We start from the raw sequence: 15,240 nt of genomic DNA on the forward strand, positions 1-15,240 counted from the left end.
CTTAAAGCACTTGACGCAAAAGCTCTTTGATCTCGCTCAATACCATTGCAGTAGCGCCCCACACCGTGTAACCATTTAGTTTAAAGGCTGGTACATCTATATTTTTTGCATAAGAAGTTGTCAAAACCTCATTAATATGGTTAGAATCGTCCAAAAAATCTTTGAGATAAACCTCTACAAGGCTTTCCACTTCAAAATCTTCTTTCACAAATGGGCGCGGACTCGGATAAAGTCCTATATAAGGTTTAACCAAAAAATTACTTGGCGGAATGTAGACCTCGCTCAACTCTTTTATCACCTCAACTTCGCTTGGTGGCACACCGACCTCTTCATGAGTTTCACGCAGAGCGGTTTCCTTTAAATTTTTATCTATTTTTTCCACTTTCCCTCCAGGAAACCCAATCTGATTGGAATGAACACCTTGATATACCTTTCTTAGAATCAAAAGCAGTCTGGTTTCCTGTTCAACGTCCGGATAAAACAATGCCATTACCCCTGCTCTTTTAGGGTTGGCATCCTTAACCTTGTTATCCTTCAACCACTGGATACGCAACTGCGGTGACATTTTATTATGGGAATCCTCCCCGGGAAGTGGAAGATTTTTTAATTTTAAAGCTAGTTCGTAAAATTCATTAAAATCCATACTGTTGAGACAATCGGCTTTAGCTACTACGTATATATTATTTCTATTATTGGCTTCCTGCGGAGAATCCCCCAAAAAGGAGAAGGACAAAGTTCAGGAAAATATTGCAAACTCGGACACTGTTCCAAAAACCGAATTGGATTCCATCGCAATCGAGGAAGAAGAGGAAGAACCTTTCAAACTTACCGAGGAAAATGCCATCGACTTCTTTTTCAATTATTCCAAAAAACTTAAAAAGGACAAGGTGAAAATTACAACGACCATGGGAAGTTTTACCGTGCAACTTTATGATAATGTTCCTTATCATAAAGCCAATTTTATTTTTTTGGCAAGACAAAAATATTTTGACAGCACCCAATTTCATAGGGTGGTCAAAGACTTTATAATTCAAGGAGGAAATTCCGACGACCGAAAAACGGCCCGTAAACGAGGTGATATTGGGCGATATCTGCTGCCCCCTGATGGCAACAAGGGACATAAACACCACAGGGGCACCATATCCATGCCCAGCAGCGAAAGGGACAATCCCCATAAATTGGCCTCCCCTTATGAGTTCTTTATTGTGGTGAAAGACCCAGGATCTTATCATTTGGACGGTTCGTATACCCCATTTGGTCGCGTAATTGAAGGTATGGATGTAGTGGATGCCATAAATAATGTGCGCGTTGGGGACGGTGATTGGCCATGGCAAAATATATACATACTAAAGGCCGAAGTTTTGTAAAGGAATCAAAAAATAATATAATTTAATGGCTCTCAATACATAACTAAACTCAGCATGATTCAAACTAACAATTTTAGCTATGCAGATGATGGGCAATCCTATTCGGGGGTTGTTGCCCATGATGATAGCATTCAAGGAAAACGACCAGTGGTTTTGGTGGCCCACACATGGGCCGGACAATCCCAATTTGAAACGGACAAGGCCATCGAACTTGCCAAACTCGGTTATCTAGCGTTTGCCATAGACGTTTACGGCGAGGGAAAAAGAGCAAAAGACAACACCGAAGCGGAAGAACTTATGAACGAAGTGGCCACAGACCGACAGAAATTGCTCGACCGAATCCTACTGGCGTTCGACAACATTAAGGAGCATGATCTGGCCGACCCAAAACAAGTGGGCATCATCGGGTTTTGCTTCGGCGGAAAATGTGCCTTGGACCTAGCGCGTTCCGGAACTGATTTTAAAGGCGCCGTTTCCTTCCACGGACTCTTGGACCCAAATGGATTGGAACAGGAAGAGGAGAACGTTAAAGCAAAAGTATTGGTGCTTCACGGTTGGGAAGACCCCATGGCATTTCCCAAGGATGTGGTTTCGTTGGGGTATGAACTTACCGATAGAAATGCAGTATGGGAAATGGATGTTTTTGGCGGAACAGGACATGCCTTTACCAACCCCAATGCCAATGCCCCGGATGATGGAATGATGTACAGCCCACTGGCCGCTGATCGTTCTTGGACAAGAATGACCAACTTTTTCCAAGAAGTCTTCGCAGATTGATGATTAAAAAGAAAACAAAGCATTAAGCCGGCATTTTACTGTATAAAAAAACGGTTCGGGATACTATCGTCCCGAACCGTAAATAAATCAACCACATACCTGGGTACAAAAAGGAATTTTTTCACTGAAATTGGTGCCTATATCAGCATTTTAAATCTTCATGTTAATCCCAATTATAATCTGACGGAAACCTCCTCCGAAAACCCCAGAGGTCGCCCTGTTCAAACGCGAGGCCCTATATATCTTATCGGTAATGTTCTTACCATTCACAAAAATGGTGGCATCGATTTTTTTACCAATTGTCAAATCGTAGTTCACGAATGCATCAATGGTTGTGTAAGAAGGCAGCTGACCAATAGCCCCATCGGCAGATTCATTTTCAAAATTGTGGAACTCCGTGTATTGCTTGCCCACATGATGCACATTAAACCCGCTCGATAACTGGTTCCAATCGTAATTGAGTCCCAAACTCATATTGATACGGGGCGTATAAGGTGCCTCGGTATCCGAAAGCCCCTCATCACCATAGGTAACAACACTTCTTGTAATATTGCCAAATTGGGAAGCATCAATGGGTTGGTCAGGCAACAAGGTTTCCCCTTCCCCATTATCCACGTATACTTCATAAGCATTCCGATTTGCATTTACCATGGACACATACTCATTTTGTGTAGCGGTACCATGTATCACCTGTGCAAATAGGTCCCTATCCTCCAACTTGCCCGATTTAACTTTGGATTTCATGTAGGTAACATTGCCCAAAAAGTGCAATTGATGGCCATTGGTGTTCAAAAGTTTGGCATTGATGGCCATTTCCACTCCTTGAACATTTATTTCGCCCAACTCGGTAAATACTTCGTTACGCCCCCCTGCATAAAAATTTCTGCTCGCATTGTGAAAATAGGCCAGTTGCCCCTGGATAAAATTATCCAACAAGCCGCCTCGCCAACCAATTTCCTTGTTCCAACTTAACTCTGGGTCAATATTGATGCTCTGTCCCGCCAACGGGTTGGTCACCACACCATCCTGTTCCACCAAAAACCCGAATACTTTGGAAGGAGCGATCATTCCCTGATACACACTACCATAAAATTCACTGTTACCATAATCATAACTTATCGTGATTCCTGGCAAAAATTGATTGTATACATTTGGTTCCCTGCCTTCTAACGTGCTTTCCAAATCAGGCTGCTGGGCCAAGGCCAAGAGGTCTTGCCTAAACATATCCACATGTTCAAAACGAAGAATGGGCGTTACCTCAACTTTTCCAAAATTGAACTCATTGCGAATATAGCCATTGGCCGACCACAACCTGTACCACAAATCTTTGGTGGCGGTTCCATATCTGGCCCATCGCGAGTTGTCCGCTTCCAGGAAAACATCCTTAAAGGTTTCACGGTGCAGATTGATGCTACCTTCGAAAGCACTCGGAGCACCAAAAGCTTGCCATTTCGCGTTGACCGTTTCCTTGATTCCGGAAACACGGTAGATCCACCGACTGTCCGTAGTGCTCTCCAATCCATTCTCCACACGCCCAACGATCACATAGTCTTCATCATCAAAGGTTCTTCCTGATAAATATCCATATCTATCAGTAAAAATTTCATCGCCTACATAATCTTGGACTTCCGATGCCCTGACCTTCGCAGTGACCTGACGCCACCAATCCCGTTCAAAATCCGAGGCGTACACTTTTGTAGTGAAGCTCAAATCATCATTGGGCAGCCATTTGTGGATAATATCCACACCATAGCGCCTCATGGTAAATTGGTCCGCATCCAACGGATTTTGTGTCGGGTCAGCTTCAAATGTGAACGGTGTTTGGGAACTTAAAGAAGCCTGATTGTCCTCGAACTGTCCACTCACCTTAAAATAAAGTGATTGACTGTCGGACAGTTTGGCGAATATCTTTGCATTCAGGTTCAAGATCTCCACTGAAGAGTTATCGGTAAACCCATCAAACTTCTTGTAAACACCTTCCACCAAACCACCTATATCGTTCCAAGTTCCTCCGTATGAAAACAGGCCGGAGGTATAATTGCGCTGACCTCCTGTCAACTTAAGCCGCAAAGTTGGTTTTTGAGGTGGTAGCGCGGTAATATAGTTGACAGCGCCGTACATGTTGTTGGGGCCGTACCGTAGCAAATCCGCCCCTTTATATACTTCTATAGAGGTGATACGGTCGCTAACCGGATTATAGTAAGCACCTGGAGCTATATACGGTGCCGGTGCCGCCGGTGTCCCGTCTTCCATCAAAAGCACTTTTTTGGAGCGCCTGCCCCACGAACCCCGAATACTTATGTTAGGTCGGTTGGATAATCCCATGTCCCCAACAATATTAACACCGGGAATCGTCCGGAGCACTTCCTCTGTACTCAACGGATTACTATTTTTTAATGAAATAGGATTGATTCTAAAATTGCTCCCTTTAAATTCACTTTTAAAATTTTTGGGTGATGCACTTACAATTACTTCGCTCAATGTGGTATTGGACCTCTTCAATGCTATGGTACCTAATTCCAGCATATTTGAAATGGACATTTTTTGTTCCTCATAGCCCAAATACCTCACAATTATAGAACTGTCACCTGGATCCACAGCAATTTGAAAATATCCAAACTCATCGGTCAAAGTTCCCTTTTGACTTGGGTTAAGCACTATTTGTGCTCCGACCAAGGGTTGACCATCTGTGGCATCGACCACCTTTCCTATGAGATTTTCCTGACTCCTTCCCAGAAGACCAAAGAGTAAAATACATATAAATGATAACTTTTTTATTTGTTGGGCAATTGTAAAGTGCATTTATGTTGACAGCTTAATTATTGAATTCATTCATAAGTTCTGGATTCACCTTGACCTTATTGTTTGTAAACCGGTAGGACACTCCAACATTGATCAAATAATCAGCAAATGCGGCATCCCCCATTCGAGGCTCTCCTGTTGCTTGTTCGGTCTGCAAATCTGTGACACTCTGCGGACGCTCCCTTCTTACCGCAAAAGGCACATTGAGGTTCAAGGAAAAGTTATTTTTCATAAAAGCGATTCCTGGATCTATGGAAAGTACATTTCCCGGTCTTCTAAATCCTTCATTCCCCCCGATCAGGTCTTTGACCGGTACACCTTCGTACCGAGCCCCCAATGAAGCAGAAATGGTATTGCTCAAACTATGGCTTACCCCTGCCCTAACGGAAAACTGGTCCGGAACGGCCATGATCGCCTCATTTTGGAGAATTGGGCTCAAAGTTTCCCTAAAGGTCCTCGTTCCATTTACCTCCCTTGGATTGATCAAATAAAAACCACCTCCGTAGGCAAAAAAGCGTTCTGCAATTTTTTGGTAAAACTGAAAATCTACCGTAATTCCAAAACCTCCGTCTCCTGGCTGAATACTCTGGTCCACCGGTCTGACCTCAGGTCCGCCCTCCGGACCAACATTGTAAAAAATGTCAGAAGCATTATAACTTCCCGTGGGAATTTTTAATCCCAGTCCCAATGCAACGTTACCGTTCTGGTATTTTTCAAGGTCGAAGAGCCAATAACCCACTCCTGCCCTTATATCGGCCAAGCCACGGGAAAAGGTCGTATTCCGCTCATCACGTCCATGCTCGTAAAGTGAAGAACGTGTGTTGATTACCGTTGGAATGGTGATGCTGGCATACCATCTGTCCGAAATCCCGTAGGTCAAAAAGAAATCCCATGAATGTGAATGGTTGATTACCTCAGTTTCGTTGGAAACACGGTCGGGTTCCTCGTGGGTTCCCCTAAAATGACGGAAAGATTTAAAATACCGGTAGTTACTTCCTATTTGGATATCCCCCGGCCCCAAAAGATTGTTTTCCAAAGTATTTCCCACACATGAGGAAAAATGTCTGATGGCCACACACCCTTGTGCATTTGCCCGATAGACTCCAAAAAAGGAAATCAATCCCAAAATTGTAAAAGTTAATGATCGCGATGTTCTCATACCTGATTGAATGATTGGTTTGGGGAAATTGAAGATGACAAACAACCTCCCGAAAGGTTAATTTTTATGATTGCAGGCAATGTAGATGTAAGGCCGAGCGGTTTCGACTAACGAAAAAGTAAAATTTATTAACGATAGGTTAATTGTGCTAAACAACAACTAACCACAGTTGTAAAAAACTTAGGAGATAGGTTACGGCATTTGTTTACCGTAGATACTGGGAAGAGTTATCTTAAAGCGAACGGCCAATAACCTCAGCAAGATCACCACTAAAATAGCTGCGATATAGGCATATTCATCCTTGACCGGGAACTGTATGATCAAAAAGTAGCTCAAGGCACCCAATATACATGCCGTTGCATAGATTTCTTTATGGAAGATGACGGGAATCTCATTACATAGAATATCGCGTATTACTCCTCCAAAACAAGCTGTCATCGTACCCAAAAATATACAGATAACCGGTAAAAGTTCAGCTTCGAGCCCCTTCTCCACACCAACCATGGTATAAAGTCCTATTCCTATCGTATCGAACAGGAACAAAGATTTTCTAAGATATTTGAGTTTGTTCACAAATACGATGGCAAAAACCACCGAAATAAAAATGGTGACCACATAAGTAAGGTCATGCATCCAACCTACTGGTGTGTTTCCTATCAACAGGTCACGTAACGTACCGCCTCCGATAGCGGTTACAAAGGCAATAATGAGCACACCGAACAAATCCAATCGTTTTTCCATGGCCACCAAGACCCCAGAAATGGCAAAGGCTATGGTACCTAAAATATCTATGGTCTGGTATAGCATACCTACATTTTTTGGGTGTAATAGTTGTAATCGTTAATGATTACATCCACAAACTCTATGGGTTTTAATGCGGTCTGCACTCCCAATACTTCCTTGATACGCTTATCCAAAGAAACAATTACGTTATGGTTTCCATTGAGCCTTGCCTTGTCGTACAACTCCTTAATGGTTCGCATTTCCTGGTCCTTAAAAACAGTAACCTGTGGAAAGGTAGGTTTGTAATCTTCTGGCAATTCCCTAAGCAAGGTATCTTTTAAGGATACGTGTTTTTTTTCACTGATAACCGTGGTGCCGGCAGCAATGTCACCGATTCGTTGTCCTTTGCCCCGAATCAAAATGGTAAGAACGGCTGCACCTCCTGATGTAATTCCCACATCAATGATCCGTAGTGCCCATCGCACAAAATAGTTTCCGAAGTTGGGCTTGGACCCGTCCAGTTTCACCACACGAAGGTTCATGGCTCCCTTGCCAATGGTTTTTCCATCCATCAAGGTTTCAAAAAGCAGATAATATAAAAATGCCGGTAGGGAAAGAATCAAGTAGAACGCCCATTGATCCCCCATATCAATCTCTAGGGAGGCCAAAAAAACAAACATCAAAATAGTGTAGACCACAATGATAAAGGTATCAATGATGTAAGCCAACATACGTTCACCGAGATGGGATGTATTTTGATTGATGGTTATATTTTGGGCCGTTTCTATTTGAAATTGTTCCATATTTTAGTTTCTTTACTACAAACCATTAATTGAATGCGCGAGGCCGCTTTTGTAAGGCAAAATAAGGATAAATGGGCCGCTTTTGAAAATGCCCTGATCAATAAGGGCCAACTTCATCCAGATGAGCTTTCGGATCTGTACATTGAGATTACCGACCACCTAAGTTACGCAAAGACCTTCTATCCTGGCAGCAACACCCAAATTTACTTGAACACGCTTGCCTCCCAAGCGCACCAAAAAATATATAAGACCAAACGGGAATCAAGAAACCGTATTGTCCATTTTTGGAAAACGGAGTTCCCTACCATGTTCAAAGACCATCACCGCGAATTATTGATTTCCTTTCTAGTGTTCTCCTTTTTTGTTATCGTGGGAGCCTTCTCCTCGGCCAATGAAGGTGACTTCGTCCGTTCCATTTTGGGCAATGGTTATGTTAATATGACCTTGGAAAATATTGAAAAAGGCGACCCAATGGCGGTATATAAAGAGCAAGGTGCCTTTAATATGTTTTTGGGCATCACCATAAACAATATCAAAGTGGCCATTTATGCCTTTGCTTTTGGTATTTTTTTGGGTGTGGGAACACTTTATATCATGTTGCAGAACGGTATTATGCTGGGTAGTTTTCAGTACTTTTTTTATGAAAAAGGGCTGCTATGGGAATCCGCAAGGACCATCTGGATTCATGGCACTATAGAGATTTCGGTAATCATCATCGCTGGTTGTGCAGGGCTGGTACTGGCCAATGGTATTCTATTCCCAGGTACGTACACCCGTTTGGAATCTTTTAAAAGAGGAGTCAAAAACGGACTAAAAATAATGGTGAGCACGGTCCCTTTTTTTATCATTGCCGGCTTTTTGGAGGGTTTTGTTACAAGACATACCGAAATGCCCGACTGGCTTGCCATTTTTATCATTCTGACCTCGCTATCCCTAATCGTTTTTTATTATATCATTTATCCATACCAAATCCATAGAAAAACCACACATGCAGACACCGAATAACTATATCGAGTTTAAAAAACAGCGTGAATTGGGAGAAATCCTCTCCGATTCTTTTGTTTTTATCCGAAACGAGTTCAAACCCTTTTTGGGAACCATCCTAAAAATCGTAGGTCCATATATAGTGGTCATGCTGGTTTCTATGGGGTTCTATATGTACACCATTGGCGATATCTTTAATCTTACCGCCATTGGAAACACCACCGTTTCCACATATTCCCCATTGATTATGGTTTTGGCCGTGGTTGCTCTGCTCTTGAGCTCGATAGCTGCATACGTATTGGCTCAGGGCACTGTGTTACATTATATAAAATCATACATTTCCCATAGGGGTTCTACAAATTATGATGAAATACGAAGTGGTGTTTACGGTTCCTTTTGGTCTTTGATAGGCCTGGGCATTATTGTGGGGTTGTCCGTATTTATCGGAGCAATGTTCTGTTTAATCCCTGGCATTTATTTGGCTGTTCCCTTATCGGTTTCCTTTGCCATTCTGGTTTTTCTTAAAAAGGATACTATGGAATCTTACCAATACAGTTTCACCTTGATCAAAGAAAATTGGTGGATTACCTTCGCCACCCTATTTGTTATCTATATAATTGTAGCCATCGCATCTTATGCCTTTAGCTTACCTACCATTATATACAGTTGGATAAAAATGGGGGTGTTTTCGGGTGAAATGGATGCCGAAAACTTCAATGTGTTCAATGACCCCATCTATTTACTTCTAAACATATTGAGCACACTGGTGCAGTTTCTGATGAACATTATCTTTTTAGTGGCCACCTCGTTGATTTTCTTCAATCTTAACGAAAAGAAAAATTTTACCGGGACCTTTGAACGTATCGAAAATTTAGGAAAATCCTCGGAGGAATAAATGTTCAAAAAACTGATTTTATCATACCTACTGTTATCGTGGACAATCATTTTTGCCCAGAACGATTCCGTGGTCAAGTATGATGAATCGGACCTACAACCTATCGAGCTGAGTTCGGAAGAACTGGACTCTTACAGAAATGATAGCGACTTCAACTACGAAGAAGTAAAAACCGAAAACGGTTGGTGGACGGATATCGTCAATTGGTTTTACAATATTCTTCGTCGTTTTTTCGAATGGATATTTGGTGTAGGTAATGCGGAAGGCTACTTAGCTGTCTTTTTAAAAATATTGCCCTATCTGTTACTTACATTGTTTCTGTATCTGGTGATTCGGTTTTTTGTAAAATCCAGTATTCTGGGCATGGGCAAGAACAAGAAAAATCCAAATGTGGTGACCCTCTCCGAGGAAGAACACATTATTAAGAACGAGGACATTCAGGAATTGATAAAACAGGCTCTGGCCGACGAAAACTATAGATTGGCTATTCGATATTACTATCTCTTCATCCTTCAATTGCTGTCGGAACGGGAATTGATAGATTGGCAACAACAGAAGACGAACGATGACTACATGGCCGAGCTATCCGATAGTTCCTTTAAAAATGATTTCGTAAAAGCCACCCTACTGTACGATTACGTTTGGTACGGGGAATTTGAGCTGAACCTTGAGCGCTACCAAAAGGCCGAACTTATATTTTCATCCTTAAAAAAATCGATAGCAGATGTCTAGAAAAGGATGGATATACATATCAATAGGTATTTTGACCTTGGCGGCCATGTTCGCCTTGGAATACAACAAGCCAAAAAAAATCAACTGGTTTCCGTCTTATGTATCCCACCACAAAATACCTTATGGGACTTATGTACTGAACGATGTAATGGAAAAACATTTTCCAGATGCAGTCCAGCAAATCCAGAAACCACCTTTTGAATTCCTGAGCCGTACCGACTCCATCAAAGGCGCCTATTTTTTTGTGAACGAAAACGTTTCTTTTGAAGAAGCAGAACTCAATACAATCTTGGAATGGGTCAATCAAGGGAACCAACTATTTGTAGCATCAAGTTCTTTTGAGACAAAATTATTGGACACCCTAAATTTAGGACAGCGCTTTGTTTACAATGACGGCCAATTGGAACCTATTTTCTATTTTGAACTCGTCAATCCAGCTTTCAAAAACCAAAAGGTCAAGTTCACCAAAGATTATTACACTCCGAGCTTCGACAGGTTGGATACCCTTCGGACAACGATTCTCGGTCAAGTGTATACCAATGCGGATAGTACGGGAACCGTAACAAAACATGCCAATACCATAAAACAGCCCTTCGGTAATGGAGAAATTATTCTCTCCAGCTTCCCAAAAGCTTTTACCAACTATTTCATATTGAAGGACGATAATAATGAATACACGGCGGGACTGTTATCCTATTTGGACCGTAACCACACCATTTACATGGATAATTTCCATAAATCCGGCAAATCGTTTTACACCTCGCCCATGTATTTGTTCCTGAATACGGATGAATTCAAATGGGCCTACTACCTCATTCTCATCGGGGCAATCGTTTACATTATTTTTGAAGGAAAGCGAAAGCAAAGGGCCATTCCGGTGGTGCATCCAGTACAAAATCAGACCTTGGCATTCACCCGCACCATAGCGGACATGTATTTTGAAAAAAAGGAACTGCCCCTTATCACCAAGCATAAAATTGATTATTTTTTGGAATATCTCAGGTCTAAACTGCAGGTTGCAACACAAGATTTGGAGGATGAAAAATTTATAAGAAACTTGGCCCTGCGTAGCAACTCTACATTGGAAGAGGTGAAAAATTTAATAGGGATGATCATCAAACTCAGGGAAAAACAACAGGTCTCCCAAGAAGAACTGAAAAATCTCAATAAAAAAATAGAAGCATTTAAAGCAAACGTTGATGGAAAATAATGACTTGAACTTTGATAGCAGGGTTCCTTTGGAAGAATTAAGGGACACCGTGGAACAGGTAAAAAAAGAACTGTCCACCATAATTGTGGGGCAAAAGGATTTTATAGAACTATTGATCATTTCCATTTTGGCCGATGGGCATGCCTTGATAGAAGGCGTACCCGGGATTGCAAAAACAGTGACTGCCAAACTCTTTGCCAAAACGTTGAAAACGGAGTTCAACCGTATCCAATTTACCCCGGACCTTATGCCAAGTGATATTTTGGGTACTTCCGTCTTCAATTCCAAAACAACCGAGTTTGAATTTAAAAAAGGACCCATATTTTCCAATATCATCTTGATTGATGAAATCAACCGAGCTCCTGCCAAAACACAGTCCGCACTTTTTGAGACCATGGAAGAAAGACAAGCCACCGTGGACGGCACCACTTACAAAATGGGAGAGCCATTTATGGTCTTGGCCACCCAAAATCCCATTGAGCAAGAAGGCACTTACGCCCTGCCGGAAGCTCAATTGGATCGTTTCCTGTTTAAAATTAAGGTGGATTACCCCTCTGTCGAGGAAGAGGTGATCATTCTACAGAACCATCACGAACGGAAAGGTGAAAAACCACAAGATCAAATAAAAGCGGTACTGACCCCAAAAAAACTGGCAGAGTTCAAAAAGAATATTCATGAAGTGGTGGTGGAACAAAAAATACTGGATTATATCGCAAACATCATCACACAGACCCGAAATCACCCGCATTTATATTTAGGCGCCTCACCGAGGGCATCCATAGCAACGTTGACAGCGGCCAAAGCTTTTGCTGCGATTTCCGGAAGGGATTTTGTAATTCCCGAAGATGTAAAAAAAGCTCTGGTCCCGGTACTTAACCACAGAGTCATTTTAACACCTGAGCGCGAAATGGAGGGTATGACCACCGAAAATGTGGTCACCATGATCATGGAATCCGTTGAAATCCCCAGATAAGCATGAAATTTCTTCGGTCACTGTACATACACAATACCTTCTTTCGGTACATTGCCGTACTGTCCGCATGCTTTGTAATTTCGTATTGGGTACCGAACCTGTACCCCATCGCTTGGTTATTGGTTTATGTGTTATTGGCGCTTTTCTTTCTGGACCTCTATTTAATGTATGCTACCAAAATGGGTATAAAAGCACATCGGAATCCACCAAAAAAACTTTCAAACAGCGACGAAAACATATTATCCGTACATCTAAGTTCCAATTACCCATTTAAAGCGGAGGCATCCGTAATTGACGAATTGCCCGTCCAATTCCAAAAAAGGGATTTTGAACATAAGACCCATTTGCAAAAAGGAGAACCCCACTTTTTTGAATACTCGGTTCGTCCCGTAGAGCGTGGAGAATATGTTTTTGGCAACTTGATTGTTTTTGCTTCTTCGCCAATTCGTATCATCAAAAGAAAATATACCTTTCAAAAGGACCAGATGGTTCCCGTTTACCCGTCCATCATACAAATGCAGCAGTATGATTTTTTGGCAACGAGCAATCGGCTAACAGAATTTGGACTCAAAAAAATAAGACGTATCGGTCATACCCAGGAGTTTGAACAGATCAAGGAATATATTAAGGGGGATGATGTTAGGACCATTAACTGGAAAGCTACGGCAAAAAGGAGCCAATTAATGGTAAACCAATATCAAGATGAAAAATCCCAACCTATTTACTCTATCATTGATACGGGTAGGGTAATGAAAATGCCGTTTGACGGATTGAGCTTATTGGACTATGCCATTAACTCCGCCTTGGCGTTTTCCAATGTCGCCCTCAAAAGAAACGACAAAACGGGATTATTGACCTTCTCCAAAAAGATTGAGACTTTTGTTCCTGCTGTTCAAAAAATAACGCACTTGAACACCATAATGGAGAGTCTGTACAATATATCAACAGACTATTCCGATTCGGACTTTGGACTGTTGTACGCCCACGTGAAACGAAAAGTAAACCAGCGCAGTCTTTTATTGCTCTATACCAATTTTGAGCATATATCGGGCCTTAAACGACAATTGCCCTTTATTTTGGCAATGGCAAAAAAACATGTGTTGGTCGTTATTTTCTTTGAGAACACAGAATTGGAATCCTTGATTACAACGGATGCCGAGGATTTACAATCCATTTACCATAAAACGATTGCCGAAAAGTTTTCATTGGAGAAAAAACTGATGCAAAAGGAACTCCAAAAATATGGCATACAGACCATTTTGACGAAGCCGGAAGCACTGACCGTCAATACGATCAACAAGTATTTGGAGATAAAAGCTAGGGGAATTATTTAGCGGTAAGCTCGTAGTTGGAAAGTCCCAAAGTATTTAAGGATGGAGGCACGCCATCCAAAACCACCAATTTTGATGTTCGTAGGGCTGGGTATTGTTTCTTGTTGAAATTAAATGTCGAATATCGACCTCGCAAACGTCCGTTGCTATCTTTCTTGGAAAATAAATCTATTGCGATACCTACAGTAATACCGCCTAGAATGGTAGCTGCCAAGTCTTCATTGTCCCATCCATTGTCCTGCTGTCCGGCATCAATCGCTTCTTTTGCCACACCCGCTATGGCGCTTCCTGTAACGGCACCAACGAAGGTCCAAACCCGGTTCCCCTCGGTTGCATGCTTTGCAATTCCTGCCCCGGCAAGACCAAAAAGACTCCCGCCAACAAAATGAAGCACTTTGTCCCGCCCTATTTGCGCATGGCAATTATAAGCGAGCAAAAGAAAGAGTAGTGTGGGGATAAGTGTTCTCATTGCGCAGGCTAAATATATTAAAAGTTTCTCAAAATTTTGCTAACCACCTAATACTCTTGCATTTCAGTTTTTGCCCGATGATACTCTTCCATCAATTCACGAACAATTTCTGCTGCCGGAGTTATGTTATGAATCAAACCGGAAACTTGTCCGATTTCCAGTTCACCTTCTTCCATATCACCTTCGAACATGCCTTTTTTTGCCCTTGCTCTTCCCAGTAGTTTGATCAATTCTTCTTTTGTCGCTCCGCTAGCATAAGCCTTTTGAATGTCGTCGAAGAATTTGTTTTTGAGCAATCGTACGGGAGCAAGTTCCTTTAGTGTTAACTGGGTATCGCCCTCTTTGGCATCCACCACCCATTTTTTGAACAATTCATGGGAAGAAGCTTCTGGTGAGGCGACGAACCTGCTACCTATCTGAACACCATCCGCACCCAGTACCATGGCAGCCAACATGGCTCTTCCCGTGGCAATACCACCCGCGGCAATTAATGGGATATCAATTTTTTCCTTTACGGATGGAATCAATACCATGGTCGTAGTTTCGTCACGGCCGTTATGACCACCTGCTTCAAAACCTTCTGCCACAACGGCATCCACTCCAGCTTCTTGGGCTTTTAAGGCAAACTTTACGCTACTGACGACATGTACGACGGTCATCCCTTTTCCTTGAAGAAATGAAGTCCAGGTTTTAGGGTTTCCTGCGGATGTGAATACAATCTTCACCTCGTGTTTTACAATAATATCCATCAATTTTTCAATGTCGGGATATAACATGGGGACATTCACCCCAAAAGGCTTACTGGTTGCTTTTTTACATTTGATGATATGCTCCTCCAGCACCTCGGGATACATGCTGCCCGCACCCAACAATCCCAATCCACCTGCATTGGAAACCGCTGAAGCCAAACGCCAACCACTGGCCCATACCATACCTGCTTGAATGATGGGGTGTTCGATTCCGAAAAGTCGTGTGATTTTATTCTGCATGGAAATTTGATTCTAGTTTCCACCAA

Annotated in this window: 15 protein-coding genes; 8 read left to right on the forward strand and 7 right to left on the reverse strand. The window is 42.1% G+C overall.

The window, feature by feature from the left end; all coding sequences use genetic code 11:
* Position 1 precedes the first annotated feature (1 nt).
* Entirely contained in the window at positions 2 to 643 is a 642-nt protein-coding gene (locus GUA46_RS16560) for an NUDIX hydrolase (RefSeq protein WP_176621407.1), read from the reverse strand.
* A gap of 4 nt (positions 644 to 647) precedes the next feature.
* On the opposite strand from GUA46_RS16560, the gene GUA46_RS16565 reads away from it, so the two are divergent.
* Both GUA46_RS16565 and GUA46_RS16570 read left to right on the forward strand, forming a co-directional pair.
* A complete protein-coding gene (locus GUA46_RS16565; RefSeq protein WP_176621408.1) occupies positions 648 to 1,367 on the forward strand; it encodes a peptidylprolyl isomerase in 720 nt (239 codons plus the stop codon).
* Between the two features lie 54 nt (positions 1,368 to 1,421).
* Positions 1,422 to 2,144: a dienelactone hydrolase family protein gene (locus GUA46_RS16570; protein WP_176621409.1), complete on the forward strand. Its 723-nt coding sequence runs from the start codon at positions 1,422 to 1,424 to the stop codon at positions 2,142 to 2,144.
* Between the two features lie 150 nt (positions 2,145 to 2,294).
* On the opposite strand, the gene GUA46_RS16575 is transcribed toward GUA46_RS16570, so the two are convergent.
* The 4 genes from GUA46_RS16575 to GUA46_RS16590 form a co-directional block, all read right to left on the reverse strand.
* Positions 2,295 to 4,946, reverse strand: a complete 2,652-nt coding sequence (locus GUA46_RS16575; protein WP_176621410.1) for a TonB-dependent receptor — start codon at positions 4,944 to 4,946, stop codon at positions 2,295 to 2,297.
* 13 nt (positions 4,947 to 4,959) lie between these two features.
* On the reverse strand, positions 4,960 to 6,105 hold the full coding sequence (locus tag GUA46_RS16580) for a hypothetical protein (RefSeq protein WP_176621411.1): 1,146 nt from the start codon (positions 6,103 to 6,105) through the stop codon (positions 4,960 to 4,962).
* A gap of 192 nt (positions 6,106 to 6,297) precedes the next feature.
* Positions 6,298 to 6,912, reverse strand: coding sequence for a trimeric intracellular cation channel family protein (locus GUA46_RS16585; RefSeq protein ID WP_176621412.1), 615 nt, complete (start codon positions 6,910 to 6,912; stop codon positions 6,298 to 6,300).
* Positions 6,913 to 6,914: 2 nt separating this feature from the next.
* Positions 6,915 to 7,631, reverse strand: a complete 717-nt coding sequence (locus GUA46_RS16590; RefSeq protein ID WP_108244985.1) for an RDD family protein — start codon at positions 7,629 to 7,631, stop codon at positions 6,915 to 6,917.
* Positions 7,632 to 7,664: 33 nt separating this feature from the next.
* Here GUA46_RS16590 and GUA46_RS16595 point away from each other — a divergent pair, with 33 nt between their 5' ends.
* From GUA46_RS16595 to GUA46_RS16620, 6 genes are read left to right on the forward strand one after another with little or no spacing between them, the layout of a single operon-like run.
* Positions 7,665 to 8,636, forward strand: a complete 972-nt coding sequence (locus tag GUA46_RS16595) for a stage II sporulation protein M (protein WP_108244984.1) — start codon at positions 7,665 to 7,667, stop codon at positions 8,634 to 8,636.
* Positions 8,620 to 9,510, forward strand: a complete 891-nt coding sequence (locus tag GUA46_RS16600; protein ID WP_176621413.1) for a hypothetical protein — start codon at positions 8,620 to 8,622, stop codon at positions 9,508 to 9,510. Before GUA46_RS16595 ends, GUA46_RS16600 begins: the two co-directional genes overlap by 17 nt.
* Positions 9,511 to 10,242, forward strand: a complete 732-nt coding sequence (locus GUA46_RS16605) for a DUF4129 domain-containing protein (RefSeq protein WP_176621414.1) — start codon at positions 9,511 to 9,513, stop codon at positions 10,240 to 10,242.
* On the forward strand, positions 10,235 to 11,452 hold the full coding sequence (locus GUA46_RS16610) for a DUF4350 domain-containing protein (protein WP_176621415.1): 1,218 nt from the start codon (positions 10,235 to 10,237) through the stop codon (positions 11,450 to 11,452). Before GUA46_RS16605 ends, GUA46_RS16610 begins: the two co-directional genes overlap by 8 nt.
* The gene (locus tag GUA46_RS16615; protein ID WP_176621416.1) at positions 11,442 to 12,425 is read left to right on the forward strand and encodes an AAA family ATPase; all 984 of its coding nucleotides are present in this window, start codon (positions 11,442 to 11,444) and stop codon (positions 12,423 to 12,425) included. The genes GUA46_RS16610 and GUA46_RS16615 overlap by 11 nt, the downstream gene beginning before the upstream one ends.
* Positions 12,426 to 12,427: 2 nt before the next feature.
* Positions 12,428 to 13,759, forward strand: a complete 1,332-nt coding sequence (locus GUA46_RS16620) for a DUF58 domain-containing protein (protein ID WP_176621417.1) — start codon at positions 12,428 to 12,430, stop codon at positions 13,757 to 13,759.
* Here the strand turns inward: GUA46_RS16620 and GUA46_RS16625 are convergent.
* Together GUA46_RS16625 and GUA46_RS16630 are read right to left on the reverse strand one after the other, a co-directional pair.
* The gene (locus tag GUA46_RS16625; RefSeq protein WP_176621418.1) at positions 13,752 to 14,225 is read right to left on the reverse strand and encodes a YfiM family lipoprotein; all 474 of its coding nucleotides are present in this window, start codon (positions 14,223 to 14,225) and stop codon (positions 13,752 to 13,754) included. The genes GUA46_RS16620 and GUA46_RS16625 overlap by 8 nt on opposite strands.
* A 47-nt stretch (positions 14,226 to 14,272) precedes the next feature.
* Positions 14,273 to 15,214 (reverse strand): NAD(P)H-dependent flavin oxidoreductase, encoded by a 942-nt coding sequence (locus GUA46_RS16630; protein ID WP_176621419.1) that lies wholly within the window; start codon positions 15,212 to 15,214, stop codon positions 14,273 to 14,275.
* Between the last annotated feature and the right edge of the window lie 26 nt (positions 15,215 to 15,240).

Origin of the sequence: Flagellimonas chongwuensis (assembly GCF_013376415.1) — a bacterium.
Taxonomy (GTDB): domain Bacteria; phylum Bacteroidota; class Bacteroidia; order Flavobacteriales; family Flavobacteriaceae; genus Flagellimonas; species Flagellimonas chongwuensis.

What these genes read in the sequence shown, in the direction of transcription:
- GUA46_RS16560 (WP_176621407.1), bottom strand. Translation starts at nt 643, where the DNA reads ATGGATTTTAATGAATTTTACGAACTAGCTTTAAAATTAAAAAATCTT.
- GUA46_RS16570 (WP_176621409.1), top strand. Translation starts at nt 1,422, where the DNA reads ATGATTCAAACTAACAATTTTAGCTATGCAGATGATGGGCAATCCTAT.
- GUA46_RS16575 (WP_176621410.1), bottom strand. Translation starts at nt 4,946, where the DNA reads ATGCACTTTACAATTGCCCAACAAATAAAAAAGTTATCATTTATATGT.
- GUA46_RS16580 (WP_176621411.1), bottom strand. Translation starts at nt 6,105, where the DNA reads ATGAGAACATCGCGATCATTAACTTTTACAATTTTGGGATTGATTTCC.
- GUA46_RS16585 (WP_176621412.1), bottom strand. Translation starts at nt 6,912, where the DNA reads ATGCTATACCAGACCATAGATATTTTAGGTACCATAGCCTTTGCCATT.
- GUA46_RS16590 (WP_108244985.1), bottom strand. Translation starts at nt 7,631, where the DNA reads ATGGAACAATTTCAAATAGAAACGGCCCAAAATATAACCATCAATCAA.
- GUA46_RS16595 (WP_108244984.1), top strand. Translation starts at nt 7,665, where the DNA reads ATGCGCGAGGCCGCTTTTGTAAGGCAAAATAAGGATAAATGGGCCGCT.
- GUA46_RS16600 (WP_176621413.1), top strand. Translation starts at nt 8,620, where the DNA reads ATGCAGACACCGAATAACTATATCGAGTTTAAAAAACAGCGTGAATTG.
- GUA46_RS16605 (WP_176621414.1), top strand. Translation starts at nt 9,511, where the DNA reads ATGTTCAAAAAACTGATTTTATCATACCTACTGTTATCGTGGACAATC.
- GUA46_RS16610 (WP_176621415.1), top strand. Translation starts at nt 10,235, where the DNA reads ATGTCTAGAAAAGGATGGATATACATATCAATAGGTATTTTGACCTTG.
- GUA46_RS16615 (WP_176621416.1), top strand. Translation starts at nt 11,442, where the DNA reads ATGGAAAATAATGACTTGAACTTTGATAGCAGGGTTCCTTTGGAAGAA.
- GUA46_RS16620 (WP_176621417.1), top strand. Translation starts at nt 12,428, where the DNA reads ATGAAATTTCTTCGGTCACTGTACATACACAATACCTTCTTTCGGTAC.
- GUA46_RS16625 (WP_176621418.1), bottom strand. Translation starts at nt 14,225, where the DNA reads ATGAGAACACTTATCCCCACACTACTCTTTCTTTTGCTCGCTTATAAT.
- GUA46_RS16630 (WP_176621419.1), bottom strand. Translation starts at nt 15,214, where the DNA reads ATGCAGAATAAAATCACACGACTTTTCGGAATCGAACACCCCATCATT.